Annotated in this window: 14 protein-coding genes; 11 read left to right on the top strand and 3 right to left on the bottom strand. The window is 62.1% G+C overall.

Annotation, left to right across the window (positions count from 1 at the left end):
• The first annotated feature begins 23 nt into the window (after positions 1–23).
• The 4 genes from glmU to NET03_RS02820 are packed head-to-tail and all read left to right on the top strand — an operon-like array spanning position 24 to position 4,253.
• The gene (gene glmU, locus NET03_RS02835) at positions 24–1,460 is read left to right on the top strand and encodes a bifunctional UDP-N-acetylglucosamine diphosphorylase/glucosamine-1-phosphate N-acetyltransferase GlmU (RefSeq protein ID WP_252127372.1); all 1,437 of its coding nucleotides are present in this window, start codon (positions 24–26) and stop codon (positions 1,458–1,460) included.
• A 3-nt stretch (positions 1,461–1,463) separates the two neighbouring features.
• Positions 1,464–2,402, top strand: a complete 939-nt coding sequence (locus NET03_RS02830) for a ribose-phosphate diphosphokinase (RefSeq protein ID WP_252127371.1) — start codon at positions 1,464–1,466, stop codon at positions 2,400–2,402.
• Positions 2,403–2,443: 41 nt separating this feature from the next.
• Positions 2,444–3,700: a hemolysin family protein gene (locus NET03_RS02825; protein WP_252127370.1), complete on the top strand. Its 1,257-nt coding sequence runs from the start codon at positions 2,444–2,446 to the stop codon at positions 3,698–3,700.
• Between the two features lie 7 nt (positions 3,701–3,707).
• Positions 3,708–4,253 carry a biotin--[acetyl-CoA-carboxylase] ligase gene (locus NET03_RS02820; protein ID WP_252127369.1) on the top strand — a complete coding sequence of 182 codons (546 nt, stop codon included), beginning with the start codon at positions 3,708–3,710 and terminating at the stop codon, positions 4,251–4,253.
• 172 nt (positions 4,254–4,425) lie between these two features.
• Here the strand turns inward: NET03_RS02820 and NET03_RS02815 are convergent, their stop codons facing one another.
• From NET03_RS02815 to NET03_RS02805, 3 genes are all read right to left on the bottom strand, one after another.
• Complete coding sequence (locus tag NET03_RS02815; protein ID WP_252127368.1) at positions 4,426–4,902, bottom strand: protein-tyrosine phosphatase family protein; 477 nt, start codon at positions 4,900–4,902, stop codon at positions 4,426–4,428.
• 115 nt (positions 4,903–5,017) lie between these two features.
• Positions 5,018–5,257: a hypothetical protein gene (locus tag NET03_RS02810; RefSeq protein WP_252127367.1), complete on the bottom strand. Its 240-nt coding sequence runs from the start codon at positions 5,255–5,257 to the stop codon at positions 5,018–5,020.
• Positions 5,258–5,331: 74 nt separating this feature from the next.
• Positions 5,332–6,456 carry an LLM class flavin-dependent oxidoreductase gene (locus NET03_RS02805; protein ID WP_252127366.1) on the bottom strand — a complete coding sequence of 375 codons (1,125 nt, stop codon included), beginning with the start codon at positions 6,454–6,456 and terminating at the stop codon, positions 5,332–5,334.
• Between the two features lie 636 nt (positions 6,457–7,092).
• Here NET03_RS02805 and NET03_RS02800 point away from each other — a divergent pair.
• The 7 genes from NET03_RS02800 (at position 7,093) to NET03_RS02770 (ending at position 13,922) form a co-directional block, all read left to right on the top strand.
• Positions 7,093–8,304 carry an acyl-CoA dehydrogenase family protein gene (locus tag NET03_RS02800; RefSeq protein WP_252127365.1) on the top strand — a complete coding sequence of 404 codons (1,212 nt, stop codon included), beginning with the start codon at positions 7,093–7,095 and terminating at the stop codon, positions 8,302–8,304.
• Position 8,305: 1 nt separating this feature from the next.
• Positions 8,306–8,848, top strand: coding sequence for a gamma carbonic anhydrase family protein (locus NET03_RS02795; protein WP_252127364.1), 543 nt, complete (start codon positions 8,306–8,308; stop codon positions 8,846–8,848).
• Positions 8,845–9,618, top strand: a complete 774-nt coding sequence (locus tag NET03_RS02790) for an enoyl-CoA hydratase/isomerase family protein (RefSeq protein ID WP_252127363.1) — start codon at positions 8,845–8,847, stop codon at positions 9,616–9,618. The genes NET03_RS02795 and NET03_RS02790 overlap by 4 nt, the downstream gene beginning before the upstream one ends.
• 71 nt (positions 9,619–9,689) lie before the next feature.
• Positions 9,690–10,454 (top strand): electron transfer flavoprotein subunit beta/FixA family protein, encoded by a 765-nt coding sequence (locus NET03_RS02785; RefSeq protein WP_252127362.1) that lies wholly within the window; start codon positions 9,690–9,692, stop codon positions 10,452–10,454.
• A 10-nt stretch (positions 10,455–10,464) separates the two neighbouring features.
• Positions 10,465–11,451 (top strand): electron transfer flavoprotein subunit alpha/FixB family protein, encoded by a 987-nt coding sequence (locus NET03_RS02780; protein WP_252127361.1) that lies wholly within the window; start codon positions 10,465–10,467, stop codon positions 11,449–11,451.
• Between the two features lie 2 nt (positions 11,452–11,453).
• The gene (locus tag NET03_RS02775) at positions 11,454–12,752 is read left to right on the top strand and encodes an FAD-dependent oxidoreductase (protein WP_252127360.1); all 1,299 of its coding nucleotides are present in this window, start codon (positions 11,454–11,456) and stop codon (positions 12,750–12,752) included.
• 300 nt (positions 12,753–13,052) lie between these two features.
• Positions 13,053–13,922, top strand: a complete 870-nt coding sequence (locus tag NET03_RS02770) for a CvpA family protein (protein WP_252127359.1) — start codon at positions 13,053–13,055, stop codon at positions 13,920–13,922.
• The last annotated feature ends 14 nt before the right edge of the window (positions 13,923–13,936 follow it).

Below are 13,936 nucleotides of genomic sequence, written 5' to 3'. Positions count from 1 at the left end.
CCCGAGCCGCGCTGTGAATGGGCGTGCCCGACCAGACGACAGAAGTGGACGCGAAGCCTGACGCAACGCAAGCGGCGAGTGACGAATCGCTGGCGGTCGTCGTGCTCGCCGGCGGGCTGGGAACGCGGATGCGTTCCCGCATACCGAAAGAACTGCACCCCCTGGCCGGTCGGCCTTTGATCACTTATGTTCTCGAGGCTACCCAAGCGCTTCCCGCTAGGCAGCGGATCCTTGTCGTCAGCCCGGCAAAGACGGAGCTCCGCGCGCTCCTGCCAGATGGGTGGCAGATGGTGGTGCAGCCTGAGCCGCTTGGGACAGCGCATGCATTGGCACAGGCGCTCCCCTCCCTTCGGTCGGAGGTGTCCTGGGTTCTCCTCGTCTTCGGCGATCATCCACTGCTGACGGCGCAGGATCTGGAGCGGCTGTGGACGGTGGCACTGGCGAAGCGGCCGCTCGCTGCGGTGCTCACGACGATCTTGCCCGATCCGGGCGCCTATGGGCGTATCCAGCGTGATGGGGAGGGGCGTGTGCAGGGGGTGGTCGAGGCGCGAGACGATCAGCAAACGTATACTGGACCGGTTGAGGTGGTGAGCGGCGCGACACTCTACTGGCGGCCATGGGTGGAAAGCGCTGTGCCGCGCGTGCCGCGTAGCCCGTCAGGCGAGTACTACCACACCGCGCTGGTCGCACTCGCCGCGACATGCGAGCACTCGACTGATCCGGTCATCACCGTTGTTGCGCCACCGGAGACGGCGCTTGGCGTGAACGATCGAGTGGATCTGGCGCGAGCCGAGGCGCTGCTTCGTGATCGGATTGTGCAGGCCTACCAGCGGGCTGGGGTGACGATCGTCGATCCAGCCTCGACCTGGATCGAGCCGGGGGTCGAGATTGAGGCCGACGTGCGGATCGAGCCGTTCACCATTCTGCGAGGGCGGACGAGGATCGGGAGCGGATCCTGTATCGGCCCGCAGGCGTTCGTGCGTGACAGCGTGATTGGGCCTGACTGTGTGGTCGTTGCCTCGGTGCTGGAGGAGGCGACCCTTGGTGCCCGCGTTCACGTTGGCCCGTATAGTCACTTGCGACCGGGAACGGTCGTAGAGGACGATGTGCACATCGGGAACTTTGCCGAGCTCAAGAACGCGCGTGTCGGACCCGGCACGCGGATTGGGCACGTGAGTTACGTGGGTGATGCCGAATTGGGTGCACGAGTCAACATTGGCGCCGGAACGGTAACCTGCAACTTTGATGGTGTGGCCAAGCACCGGACGATCATCGAGGACGACGCGTTCATCGGCAGCGACACCATGCTCGTTGCGCCGGTGCGGGTGGGACGTGGTGCGCGGACTGGAGCGGGGAGTGTGGTGACTAAGGACGTGCAACCAGGAGCCACTGTGGTTGGGGTGCCTGCACGGCCGATCGGGTCACGCCGCGTCCGGAGAGGTGACGAGACAGGAGCGTAGGCAGTGGATGGACGACTCCAGATCTTTGCAGGAAACTCCAATCCGCGCTTGGCGCAGGCGATCGTGAGTGTACTTGAGACACCGCTGGGACGGGCTGAGGTCTCAAGCTGGAGCGATGGTGAGACGCGGGTGCGCTTGGAGGAGAACGTCCGAGGCTCGGACGTCTTCGTCATTCAGTCACTCTGCGCGCCGGTCAATCAGAACATCATGGAACTGCTGATCATGCTGGATGCAGTCAAGCGGGCCTCGGCTGCGCGCATCACCGCGGTTATCCCATACTACGCCTACGCACGACAGGAGAAGAAGACGGCGGGACGTGAGCCGATTAGTGCCAAGCTCCTCGCCAATCTGCTGACGACGGCTGGTGCCGACCGCGTTCTGACGCTCGACTTGCATGCACCGGCGATCGAAGGATTTTTTGACATCCCGGTCGATCACCTGCGTGCTACTCCGATTCTGGCTGCCCACTTTCGCCGGCTTGGGCTCACTGACTTCGTGGTGGTCAGTCCGGATGCTGGTGCGGTAGTTCGCGCCGATGAGTTTCGGCGGCGTGCTGGTGGCAGTCTGGCGATCATCTCCAAGAAGCGACCGGGACCGGAGGTTGCCGAGGTACTGGAGATGGTCGGTGATGTCGAGGGGCGTGATGCAGTTATCGTCGATGACATCATCGCGACAGGGGGCACGCTGCTACAGGCGGTGGAGCTTCTCCGGGAGCGCGGAGCGCGTCGCATCTTCGCTGCCGCGGTCCACGGGGTCTTTGCCGGGAACGCGCTTGAGCGTATTCAGCTGTCGCCGATTGAGAAGGTCTTTGTGACTGATACGATTCCGTTACCAGAAGGGGTGTGCACGGACAAGGTGGAGGTGCTGACGGTCGCCCCGCTGTTGGCAGAGGCGATCATGCGGATCCACAAGGACTTGAGCATTAGTGCGCTCTTCACCTGACCGCGCGCCGCGTTGTGCGGGGCCACCCCGGGAGTGTGCGATTGAGTAGTCCCTGGATAGAACTGATCCTCATCGTTGCAGCAGCGATCCTGCTTACTCTTGCGGCGCTTGCTGATTTGGCCAGCTGTCTCCCAGCACGACGTTCACTGCGCGAGTTCCTTGCCGAGCTCGCAGAACTGCACAACGGCAACGGAGCAACGGTGCTGGAGCAACTGCACGCGGCACGGCCAGCAGTGCGACTCGTGCAAGGTGTGACGTTCCTCGTGCTCACACTGCTTGCCGTCCGACTTGGCCTCTACTGGTGGCCAGCACAGGCTTTGGCCGTTGCAGGCTTAATTGCCATTCTTGCACTCCTTGTCCTGGCCAGTGCGTTGCCAATGGCGATCTTGGAACAGCGGCGAGAGCGGCCAGGAAGGCGGCTGCGCCTCCTCGCCCGTGTCTTGAGCAGGGTGGGAGGACCATTGGCTGCTGTCAGTGAGTTCCTTGAGCGCCCACTGAGCATGCTCGTGCCGCCTGCACCGGCCGTTCTGCCGCCGGCAGCTGCTCCCGCAGTACCGACTGAAGAGGCGGTTGAGGAAGCTGAAGAACTGATTGAGCGGGTGCTCCGGCTGGATCGGCTGATTGCGCGTGACATCATGGTTCCACGCACTGATATTGTGGCGGTGCCGTTTGAGGCCGCAGTGCGTGAGGCGGTGGTGTTGGCCCGAGAGCGCAAGCACTCTCGTTTGCCGGTCTACCAAGGGACGATCGACCGAATTGTGGGGATTGTGCACGTTCGTGATTTGGTGCGCTTTGCCCTGGAGCCAGCCGAGGGGGTCAAGGTTGGCGATGTGATGCGAGAGGCTTACTTCATTCCGGAGTCGAAGCGGGTCGATGAGCTGCTGCGCGATTTGCAGCGGCAACGGGTGCACATGGCCATCGTTGTTGATGAGTTTGGCGGGACTGCTGGACTTGTCACGATCGAGGACGTCTTAGAGGAGATCGTTGGCGAGATCCAAGACGAGTACGACATTGAGGCACCACTGGTTGAGCGAGTCAGTGCCGAGGAGGCAATCGTCGACGGGAGAATCACGCTGGAGGAGATTGCGGACATCTTTGGCGTGTCGCTTGAAGAGGAGGAGACGTCGACGATTGGGGGATTGGTGCAAGCGCATCTTGGGCGAATCCCGCAGCCAGGCGAGTCAGTGCTGGTGGACGGGCTGGAGGTGACGGTACTGGCGGTCGATGGCAACCGGGTGCGCAAGCTGCAGGTACGACGAGTCTCAACACCAGTTCCCTCGAGCGATAACGGGAGCTGAGCGAGCGATGGTCAGCTGGAGGATCGTTCACCATGAACGGGTGACCTCGACCATGGACGTGGCGGCGGCACTTGCTGCCGAGGGGGCCCCGGCGGGAACAGTAGTAGTGGCGGAGGAACAGACAGAGGGGCGGGGAAGAGAGGGACGGCGCTGGGAGGCCCCGGCCGGGACGTCCTTACTGTTCACAGTCGTGGCACGGCCGGAGCTTGCAGCGGTGCAGGACGAGCGACTCTCGGTGCGGGTGGCGGAGCGGGTGGCCGGGGCGATAACGGCGGTGTGTGGACTGCGGCCCCAGATCAAAGAGCCAAATGACCTCATGGTCAACGGGCGGAAGCTGGCGGGGATTTTGTTACAGAGCCGTGTTCGCGGCGAGACCGTGGACTACCTGCTGGTCGGGATCGGGATCAACGTGAATATCCCGCGGGAGCAACTGCCACTGCCGACAGCGACGAGCCTGCTGGTGGAGCTCGGACGGCCGGTCGACCGCAGCGTCCTGTTGGCAGCGGTCTTGAAGGAGTTGGCACGAGAGACCGCATGGTTCCCGCCAGCGTGACAGAAGGCGGCTGCAGCGTTCGACGTGCTGCCGTGTCTGGGCTCCCATACTCCTGTATTGGGAGCCTGCGATGCCGGGCCGTTCATACTATGCCCTCATCGCTCTTCTCCGAACCCATAGGGCTCACCTTGTTGACACAAAGAGCGGGATGGGGGTCCTGTCCTTTGCGCATTCAACGGAGTGAGCGGAGGTATTCCTCCTGTCCTCGTGTCTCGATAGCATGTGGACAGTGTTTTCTTCGGACATACTCGATTGCTTCCTCCACACTCATCCCCCGTGCAATGAGCATGGCCGCAAGTGCTGTGCCCGTCCGCCCATGCCCTCCAGCACACGCAAAGACGGTTACTCCCTCAGGAAGGAGTTCCCAGAGCTTTTCCCAGAACGCCAAACCAACCGGCGGGACACCCATGTTCTCCCAGTCAAGTCGAAGAACCATTGGCGGGCGAAGGACCTCGTGGAGTGGTGTAAACCGTGGATGACTTCCCGGCAGAATGAACCGCAGGCTATCCTCATCGTCCGTTAAGCCAGCGAGATCCACGAGACAATCAGCGCGCTTCAGCGCGTCCTGAAGTCCACGTTGGTTTGCTGCGCGGAGCTGCCGTCCCCGGTCCTCAAAGATGGTGTACGCCGCATCATGCCGACAAGCCATATCGGCTGCTCCCTCCAGTCTCCCGTGCTCCCGACGTGCTTCGAGGAGGAAGTAGCTGACGTTTCAAGTCCCTACAATACTGTCAACACTTGGATCCAGTAACTCTGCAATCGACTCAGAGACCTGGCTTCAGGCCTTTGGAGATACGGTCAAAGCCGGGTCGAATCGAGTTCCGTGCCCGCCACTCTGCTATGGTTCCATCCCGCACAGCATTCTCCGGCAGAGTCGCGTGTGGGGCGAGACACTGGACGATCTCCGTATGGGGATCGGGATGAGCGTCACTATCCCGACTGACGAACTTCCGTTGCCGACGGCGACGAGCCTGCTCGCTGAACTCGGTCGATCGGTCGAGCATGAGCAACTGCTCGCCGTGGTGCTCGCTGCGCCTGGACGAGATGACAAGCTCTTTCCCAACGACGTCGTGTACGGTCAGTCCCGCAGCGCTCGTCGCAGGTGCCGCAGTGCGAGGAAGGTCCAGAGCGCGGCCCCGGGCGAGCGGAGGGCCGAGGCGGGCAGCACACTCAAAAAGCGGAGGCCGGCAGCACGGTAGGCCCGGATACGCTCGACTACCTGATTCGGTGTCCCCCAAAGGAAGCTCCGCTCGACGAGTTCTGGTGGAACAACCCGGAGAGCGCGCCGAAGTTCCTCAGGTGTGAGGCGCTCTGGAACAAAGTCGAGATAGCCACGGAATCGTTCGCCGAGCGGGTGTTTGTGGCCAAGCGCTTCCCAATCGGCGGCTGGCAGAAGGAGCGCCGTCAGGCGTAATGCCGGATGGGAGAGAAGTGCCCGGGCTGCCCGCTCCGTGGGTGCGAGCAGGAGTGGTGCTTGCATCCCAGGGCAAAGAGCCTCGGGGTTGCGCCCAGCGCGAGCTGCAGCGGCGCGGATTATCGCCAGTTTCTGGGCGTATTCCTCCGGTGTTGCAATCCAGTTCGGGTACCAGCCGTCAGCGTAGCGTCCAGTGAGTTCGAGCATGCGCGGGCCATGCGCGCCAAGCCAGAGCTCGGGTTTCCGTCCTCGCGGTGCAGTGAGCTCAAAGATCCCGTCTGGCACGTGATAGAAGCGACCAAAGAAGCGGATCTCACCGGGGTTATCCAAGCAGCAGCGGAGGAGGCCGAGCGCTTCTTCGAGACGAGTCACCGGCTGGTCGAACGGAAAGCCGTAGGGGGTGAGATTCTCCGCTTCTCCAGCACCCAGACCCAGAATCGGTGGGCGCTTGGCAAAGTGCGCGAGCGTCAGCATGGTCTGAGCAAGGAGAACTGGATGGCGGCGGATCACGTCGGTGACGCCCACGCCGAGGCGGAGTCGCCCGGCGTGGGCACTGAGGTACCCAAGGAGCGTGGCAAAGTCATAGTAGGGGTGGGGGCTCTGTTGCAGCCGTGCCATCCAGGTTGTCCGCGGCGTCCAGAGAACGCGAGGGACAAAGTTTTGGAGGTGATCCCAGACCATGACCGCGTCGTACCCGAGGAGACGTGCCAGACGCACCAGCCCAATGATCCCGAATGCTGGCGGCTGGGCTGGGACAACAAGTGCCAGGTGGAACCGGTTGTCACCCATCCGGATCTCCTTCGGCCTCATGCTGCGGCACCCACTTTGCCCACGACGAGAACTTGCTGTCGAGTGACGTGGCTCGACAGTGGTCGGTGAGCGCTTCTCCGCTACCTTTGCGTCCTCTCCGATCCTTTCCCGTATCGCTTCTCGTTATGGGCGTAGTCTATCGCGTTCGCTTCGCGTGTAACCTGACAGATAGTGAAACGATTCTGCCGAAAGTGCCTCGCACCGTTGCGGAAGTCTCTTGGGCAGGGTACGTAGCCGTTCTGTCTGGGGACATGATCGCGCCCCTCGTTCATCAGGGAGGGGAATGCCTCGCCCGTGCGAGAAACGGACGGCTGCTTGCGTACGGTTCGAATCCGCGAAGTTCCAAGCCCGCGACAACCTACCAGTACGCAACGATCTCGTCCAACAGAGTCCTTCTGTGTCTTTCAGGCTTTCTGCGGTACTGGCGGAGGCAAGGTTTGGCGGATCTCTCGCTCGACGAGAGAAGTACCGATGGCAGACGGTCAGACCGCGTTATGGTTCCCGGGGTGGAGCACGACTCGTCCCGCTTGTGAGCGACCTGACACTGTCCTATACTGCCCGCCGGATGGTGCCGCCCCGGCACGCCGATAACGCGGCACTGGTGGGAGGTCAACCATGGACTTTGAATTCACGCCCGAACAGATCCAAGTTCGCGACATGGTCCGCGAGTGGGCGCAGCGGGAAGTTGCACCTTTTATCCGGGAGTGGGATGCTCAGGGTGAGTACCATCCTGAGATCTATCGCCGGATGGGTGAACTCGGGCTCTTAGGTTTGCCGATTCCTGAGCGTTACGGTGGCGGTGGTTTTGACTACGTGGCCCTTGCCCTCGTCTGCGAGGAACTCGAAGCGGTCGATACCTTCTTGCGCGTTGCCATCAGTGTCCATGTCGGACTGAATAGCCTCACGCTGCTCCAGTGGGGTACGGAGGAGCAAAAGCAGCGCTGGCTCGTTCCTCAAGCGCGAGGCGAAAAGCTGGCAACGTTCGCCCTAACCGAGCCTGGCGCGGGATCCGATGCCGGACACATCCAAACACGAGCCGTTCGGAACGGTGATTCATACGTCCTGAACGGCGAGAAGATGTGGATCTCACTCGCCAACACTGCCGATCACTTCCTCATCTTTGCCACACTTGATCCAACCCTGGGCCACCGTGGCCTCTGTGCCTTCATGGTGGAGCGCGGGACTCCCGGCCTGACCACTGGCTCCATCCACGGTAAGCTGGGCGTGCGTGCTGGAGATACCGGTTGGATCTCCCTGCAGAATGTCCGCGTACCGGCTGAGAATATGATCGGTGAGCCGGGCGAGGGTTTTAAGATCGCGATGAGTGCGATCGACCAAGGACGCTTTACTGTCGCCGCCGGTGCCTGCGGGCTCATCCGGGCCTGCCTGGAGGCGAGCGTGAAGTACTGCCATGAGCGGCAGGCCTTTGGACAGGAAATCGGGCGTTTCCAACTGGTGCAGCAAATGATTGCCAAGATGGTTCGTGGCTATGAGACGTCGCGACTGCTCGTCTTCCGTGCTGCCGAGCTCAAGAACCGTGGGATTCGCAATACGCGTGAGACCTCACTCGCCAAGTGGCACGCCTGCGACTGCGCGTTTGAAGCGGCCAACGACGCGGTTCAGATTCACGGTGCATATGGTTATTCCAGCGAGTATCCGGTCGAGCGCTATCTCCGAAATGCTCGCGGCGCGGTGATCTACGAGGGGACTCGTGAGATCCACACGCTTCTCCAAGCGGAGTACGCCCTCGGGTATCGGGTCGATAAGCCACTCCGCTGCCCACAACCACCGGCTCAGGGGTACGAGACGTTGGCAATGCGGAGCTAAGATGCAGCCACTCATTCTCGCCTATCGGGGCAAAAAACCACAGCTAGCCGATGACGTCTTTGTCGCACCGACTGCAGTTGTCATCGGTGACGTCGTCGTAGGACCAGGCTCGAGTCTGTGGTTTGGGGTCGTGGTACGGGGGGATATCGGCCCGATCCGCCTTGGGGCGCGTGTGAATCTCCAGGAAGGGGTCATTGTCCACCTCGACGAGGGATTCCCCGTGGTGCTCGAGGACGACGTCACGGTCGGCCACGGCGCCATTGTCCATGGTGCCGTGGTCGGCGCAGGGGCTCAGATCGGGATGGGAGCGGTTCTTTTGACCGGTTCACGCGTTGGTGCGGGGGCCGTCGTGGCGGCTGGCGCCGTGGTTCCAGAAGGGATGGAGATCCCTCCAGGAGCCGTAGCGATGGGTATTCCGGCCCGTATCCGGCGCGAAGTGAGCGCCGAGGAGCGCCTAGCCTTGCTCGGACGGGCCCAACGCTATGCTGAACGTGCTCAGGAGTTCCGAGCGCTCTTGGCTGGCGATAGGGGAGGAGAACCATGAGCATTACAGTCACGCGCCAGGAGCGCATTGCTCTGATCACAGTGGATCGGCCCGAGCGCCTGAATGCACTCGACACGCCGACGCTCCGTGCACTGTTGGAAACCCTCCGGGAGTTGGCAGCTGACGAGTCCACCTGCGTCATGTTGCTGACTGGTGCTGGCGAGCGCGCTTTCATCGCCGGAGCCGATATCAGTGAGATGGCAGAAAAGTCACCTGCTGAGGCTTTAGCCTTCGCCGAGCTCGGCCATGCGGTGTGTCGGGCAATCGAAGAGGCTCCCCAGCCGGTGATCGCGGTGGTGAATGGGTACGCACTCGGTGGTGGGTGTGAGATCGCCCTCGCCTGCGATATCCGCCTGGCTAGCGACCGTGCAGTGTTCGGACAACCCGAGGTGAAGCTTGGTATTCCCCCAGGTTGGGGCGGCTCGCAGCGCTTGCCACGGCTCGTTCCGCCAGGGATTGCACGTGAACTCCTGTATACAGGTCGACGGATCACGGCTGACGAAGCGCTGCGGATCGGCTTGGTCAATGCGGTGTATCCTGCGGCTGAGCTCCTCGATCGGGCATGGCAGCTCGCACAGCAAATCGCAGCCAATGGTCCCGTCGCAGTCCGCCTCACCAAGGCGGCAACGCGCTTCGGCGACGAGCACGGGCTTGCGGCAGGTCTTGCCTACGAGCGGCAGTGCTTTGCCTACGCCTTCACCACCGAAGATCAACGTGAGGGGATGCGAGCTTTCCTCGAGAAACGACAGCCACAGTTCCGCGGTCGATGAGGTCTCATGCCCGGAGATACTGCACTGCCCAAGGGCGCTACAAATGGTCCTCGGACTGGGATGGAGTGTGTATGAAGATCGTGGTGCTGCTCAAAGAAGTGCCAGACCCTAACGCTGTCCGCTATGATCCGCGACTCGGTGATCTGGTCCCCGGAATTCAAAGGGTGGCCAACGAGTATGACCTCTATGCACTCGAGGCGGCACTGCGTCTCCGCGAGCAAGTTGGTGGGGAGGTCATCGTGGCCAGCGTTGGCACGGCGCGCGATGCGCTCAATCGAGCTCTGGCGATGGGTGCAGATCGGGCGGTCAATCTGGAAGGAGATGGGTTGCCCGGTGATGCCTGGACCACCGCGAGAGCACTCGTGGCCTGGTTGCAGCGTGAACAGCCTGATGTGATCTGGTGCGGGCAGGAAACGAGTGACTCGGGAACGGGGAATGTCGGTCCGGCGGTTGCCGCGCAGCTCGATCTCCCGCTGGTGAGCAATGTTGTTGGGTGGGAGTTCCGCGACGGGGTGTTTGAGATCGAGCGAGAGATCGAGGACGGCCACCAGTTTCAGGAGGTGGCGCCACCAGTTGTCCTGTGTGCGCTCTCGGCATTGCCTCAGCCTCGTCTGCCCACTTTGCGCGGGATTATGGATGCCCGCCGGAAGCCGGTTGAGCATCTCACTGCGGCTGATCTTGGACTCAGCGACGAGGCGCTGCAGCCACTCGTGCAGTGGGAGGGGTTGAGTCAGCCCGTGGCCAAGGCAGCCGGTGTAGTGGTACAGGATGTGCCACCGGACGAGGCCGTGGAACGCCTGCTGACCTTCCTCGAGTCGCGTGGTCTCCTGGGCTGAGGAGGGCCTGATGCAGAGCAGCGGGATTTTGGTGTTTGTCGAGACGTCCGGCGGTGCCGCACGAGCAACTTCCTTGGAGCTCTTTGGCGCAGCAGGAGCGGTGCAAAATGCCCTCGGGCCGGTCACAGCACTGGTCGTTGGGCACGGTATCGCTCCTGCCGTTGAGCAGGTTGCTACCCTGGGGGCGGAGCGGGTGCTCGTGGTTGATGACCCACACTGTGCGCATCCAGTGGCAGCGGTCATGGCGCGCGTGGTCTTGACGGCTTGGGACGTCGTCCAGCCAGCGCTCACGCTCCTCCCAAGTACCACCCTCGGACGAGATGTGGCGGCCCTGGTTGCTGCACGCCATGGCGTACCCCATTTCGCTGACATCGTGTCGCTTGATGTCACGGCGGAGCAGTTTCTAGCAACTCGGCCTGTCTACCAGAGCAAGCTCTTGACCACAGTTCGTGCCAGCCGAGCTCGTCCGGCAGTCGCAACGATCCGTGCCGGAACATACCGAGCGCCGGAGCCAAGTGGTCAGCAGGCGAGGGTTGAAGACCTGACTGTGGCCTTTTCCCCTGCTGACCAGCGTGCACGGATGACACGAATGGTTGAGAAGCCACGTGGGCAGGTCGATCTGGAGAATGCTCCTGTCGTGGTGGTCGGAGGACGCGGTGTCGGTGGTCCGGAGGCATTTGCGCAACTTGCCCAACTCACAGAGTTGTTGGGCGGGGCACTCGGCTGTACACGAGCAGTCAGTGACCTAGGCTGGCGACCACATGCCGAGCAGATCGGGCAGACGGGGAAACAGGTGCGACCGCGGCTCTATCTTGGGGTCGGCGTCTCCGGTGCGGTACAGCACACTGTTGGTATGCAGGGCAGTGAGACGATTGTCGTCATCAATCGGGATCCCAACGCACCACTCGTCAAGATGGCCGACTTTGCCCTCATTGCTGATTGGAACGAGGTGGTTCCCCGTCTCATTGCTCGGCTCCGCGAACGGCGAGGGCGCTGAGGATGAGCCAGGAGCGCGTTGAGGTTATTGTTGTCGGGGCAGGCCCAGCTGGTGTTGCGGCGGCACTGACGCTTGCACGTGCTGGTGTGGAAGTTGTCGTGCTCGAGCGTGGGGCCTATCCCGGCGCAAAGAACGTCATGGGCGGGATCCTCTATCGTCAACCGACCGAGGAGCTCGTCCCGGGCTTCTGGCGCGAGGCACCACTCGAGCGCGCGATCGTCGAGCAGCGGTATCTCCTCCTGACCGAGGAGGACGCTCTCGGTGTGACCTACCGAACGCCGGCTTTTGGACAGCCACCCTATAATGCCTTTAGTGTTCTGCGGGCCGAGTGGGACCGGTGGTTTGCACAACAGGCAGAGAACGCCGGTGCACTCCTGGCGACTGGCGTGACAGTCGAGGACGTCCTTTGGGAGGATGGGCGGATTGTCGGCGTTCGTGCAGGCGAACAAGGCGAGCTCTATGCGGACGTTGTCATTCTGGCTGATGGGGCGAACTCTCTCTTGGCCCAGAAGGCGGGACTCACTCGCGAGTGGCGACCGGAAGAGCAAGCGCTCGTTGCCAAGGAACTTCTGCGACTCTCGGAAACAGAGATTGAGCGGCGATTTGGCGTCTCAGCAGGTCACGGGGTGGCAATCGAGGCGTTCGGTGCTTCCACCGGTGGTCTACTTGGCTATGGCTTTTTATATACGAACCGCGACACGGTGTCGGTCGGTACGGGTGCGCTGTTGAGTGACCTCATCACCCACGAGGTCAATGTGAGTGATCTGCTTGACCGTTTTAAGCGACACCCAGCGATTGCGCCCTTGCTTGAAGGAGCAGAACTCGTCGAGTACAGTGCGCACCTCATCCCCGAAGGTGGCTGGCGAGCTCTGCCAACCCTCTTCGCTGACGGTGCGCTCGTCGTTGGGGATGCGGCCGGTTTCGTTAATCCCTTGAGCCGTGAAGGTTCCAACTTTGCCATGATTTCTGGCAAGCTGGCTGCCGAAACCATCCTGGAAGCTCGTGCCGTAGGCGATTTTTCGGCGTTTGCTCTCAGCCGTTACTGGCAGAAGCTTGAGGAAAGCTTTATCCTGCCGGATTTGGAAACCATTCGTAATGTGACCCCATTTGTACACCAGCGGCCGTATCTCCTCCGTGAGTATCCCGAAGCGCTCACGCGAGCATTCCAGCACTATTTGACGGTGGACGGCACGCCAAAAGCGCAGAAGTACGGCACGATCATCCGCGAACTCATCCGCGATCTGCGTCCGACGCGCCTTCTTCGCGACGTCCTCGCGGGAGTGTTCCAGCTCGTCCGGTGACCGGCGTGGTATCCAGTCGTCAACTGCTCGGCGTGTGCCCCGTCTCCTTGTGAAGCATGCAAGACAGGAAGTTCGTGACTCACCGAGGGAACGCGTGCCAGCGCATGGCGCGTGTTGCGTACTGCATCGGTTACGGCAGTGTACAGCGGGGTTGGGGCAGCGCAGACAGAAAGAAGTCACTCCCGTTGCACCCGTCGTATCCCCGGCGGTGCCGCTCACCGCTGGACAGGTATCGAAGGATGTCCGACACGTGGTAGGCTTGGCACGGAGTGAGCATGCTGCCGCGAGGTGGGACTGGTTGTGACGCTCTATCTCGTTCTTGACATCCTCCTCCTGGTGTTACTGGCACTCTTCGTCCCGATCGGGTTCTGGCGTGGTGCAGCGCGCGAGGTGTTCGTGACGCTCGGGATCCTGCTCGGTTTTGCGCTTGGCGAGTTCTGGGCGCAGCCGTGGGGGCTCGACCTTGCTGACTGGACTGGGCTAGGGGAGGGGGCTGCCAGCTTTCTCGCAGCAGTACTGCTGCTCGTCGCCTGCACGTTCTTGATCGGCTATGGTTCGAGCGCGGTCATCCTTACGCCACAACCCGGGCTCATTGGGCGCTTACTGGGTGCGCTCGTTGCCTTCGCCAACGGGACGCTTCTCCTCGGCTTTGCCTTGCGGGCTATCCGGCTTTATCTCCTCGGTGGTCTCCCTTCTGGTCTCTTTGAGCAAGCGCTTGTCGCCCGGATCCTCAGCGAAAGCATGCCGTGGGTGCTGCTGGCCGGAGCGATCCTTAGTCTACCAGTGATCGTGCTGGTGGCGGTCCTTGGTGCACGGGCCGTCGAAGAGGAGGTCGAGGTCAGCCGCGGTGGGGCAGAATTTGCCCTCCAGCACACCCCAACGCGACCGCTTCCGCCGCGGATGCCATCGAGCTATCGCGCGTCGGCAGCGGCCTATAAGACCGAGCCGGTCCGTCCCGCTGAGGAGCCGACGCGTCCCCTGCGTCCGACTCTTGAACAAACCGATACCGGAGGGCGAGCGGTGAGTGATCTTGCAAACCAGGAGACTGCGGTGCTGGCTCGCTCAGCAACACCAGCCGCACCGCTTCCTGCGGGTGGGCGGTGCCCCTACTGTCATGCGGATATCAGCGACGCCGAGGTCTTTTGCCCCCGTTGTGGACGTGTAGTGTGATGCTGGCCACGGGC

Origin of the sequence: Thermomicrobium sp. CFH 73360, from assembly GCF_023806465.1 — a bacterium.
GTDB lineage: Bacteria > Chloroflexota > Chloroflexia > Thermomicrobiales > Thermomicrobiaceae > Thermomicrobium.
This window is presented reverse-complemented; position numbering and strand designations above follow the sequence as displayed.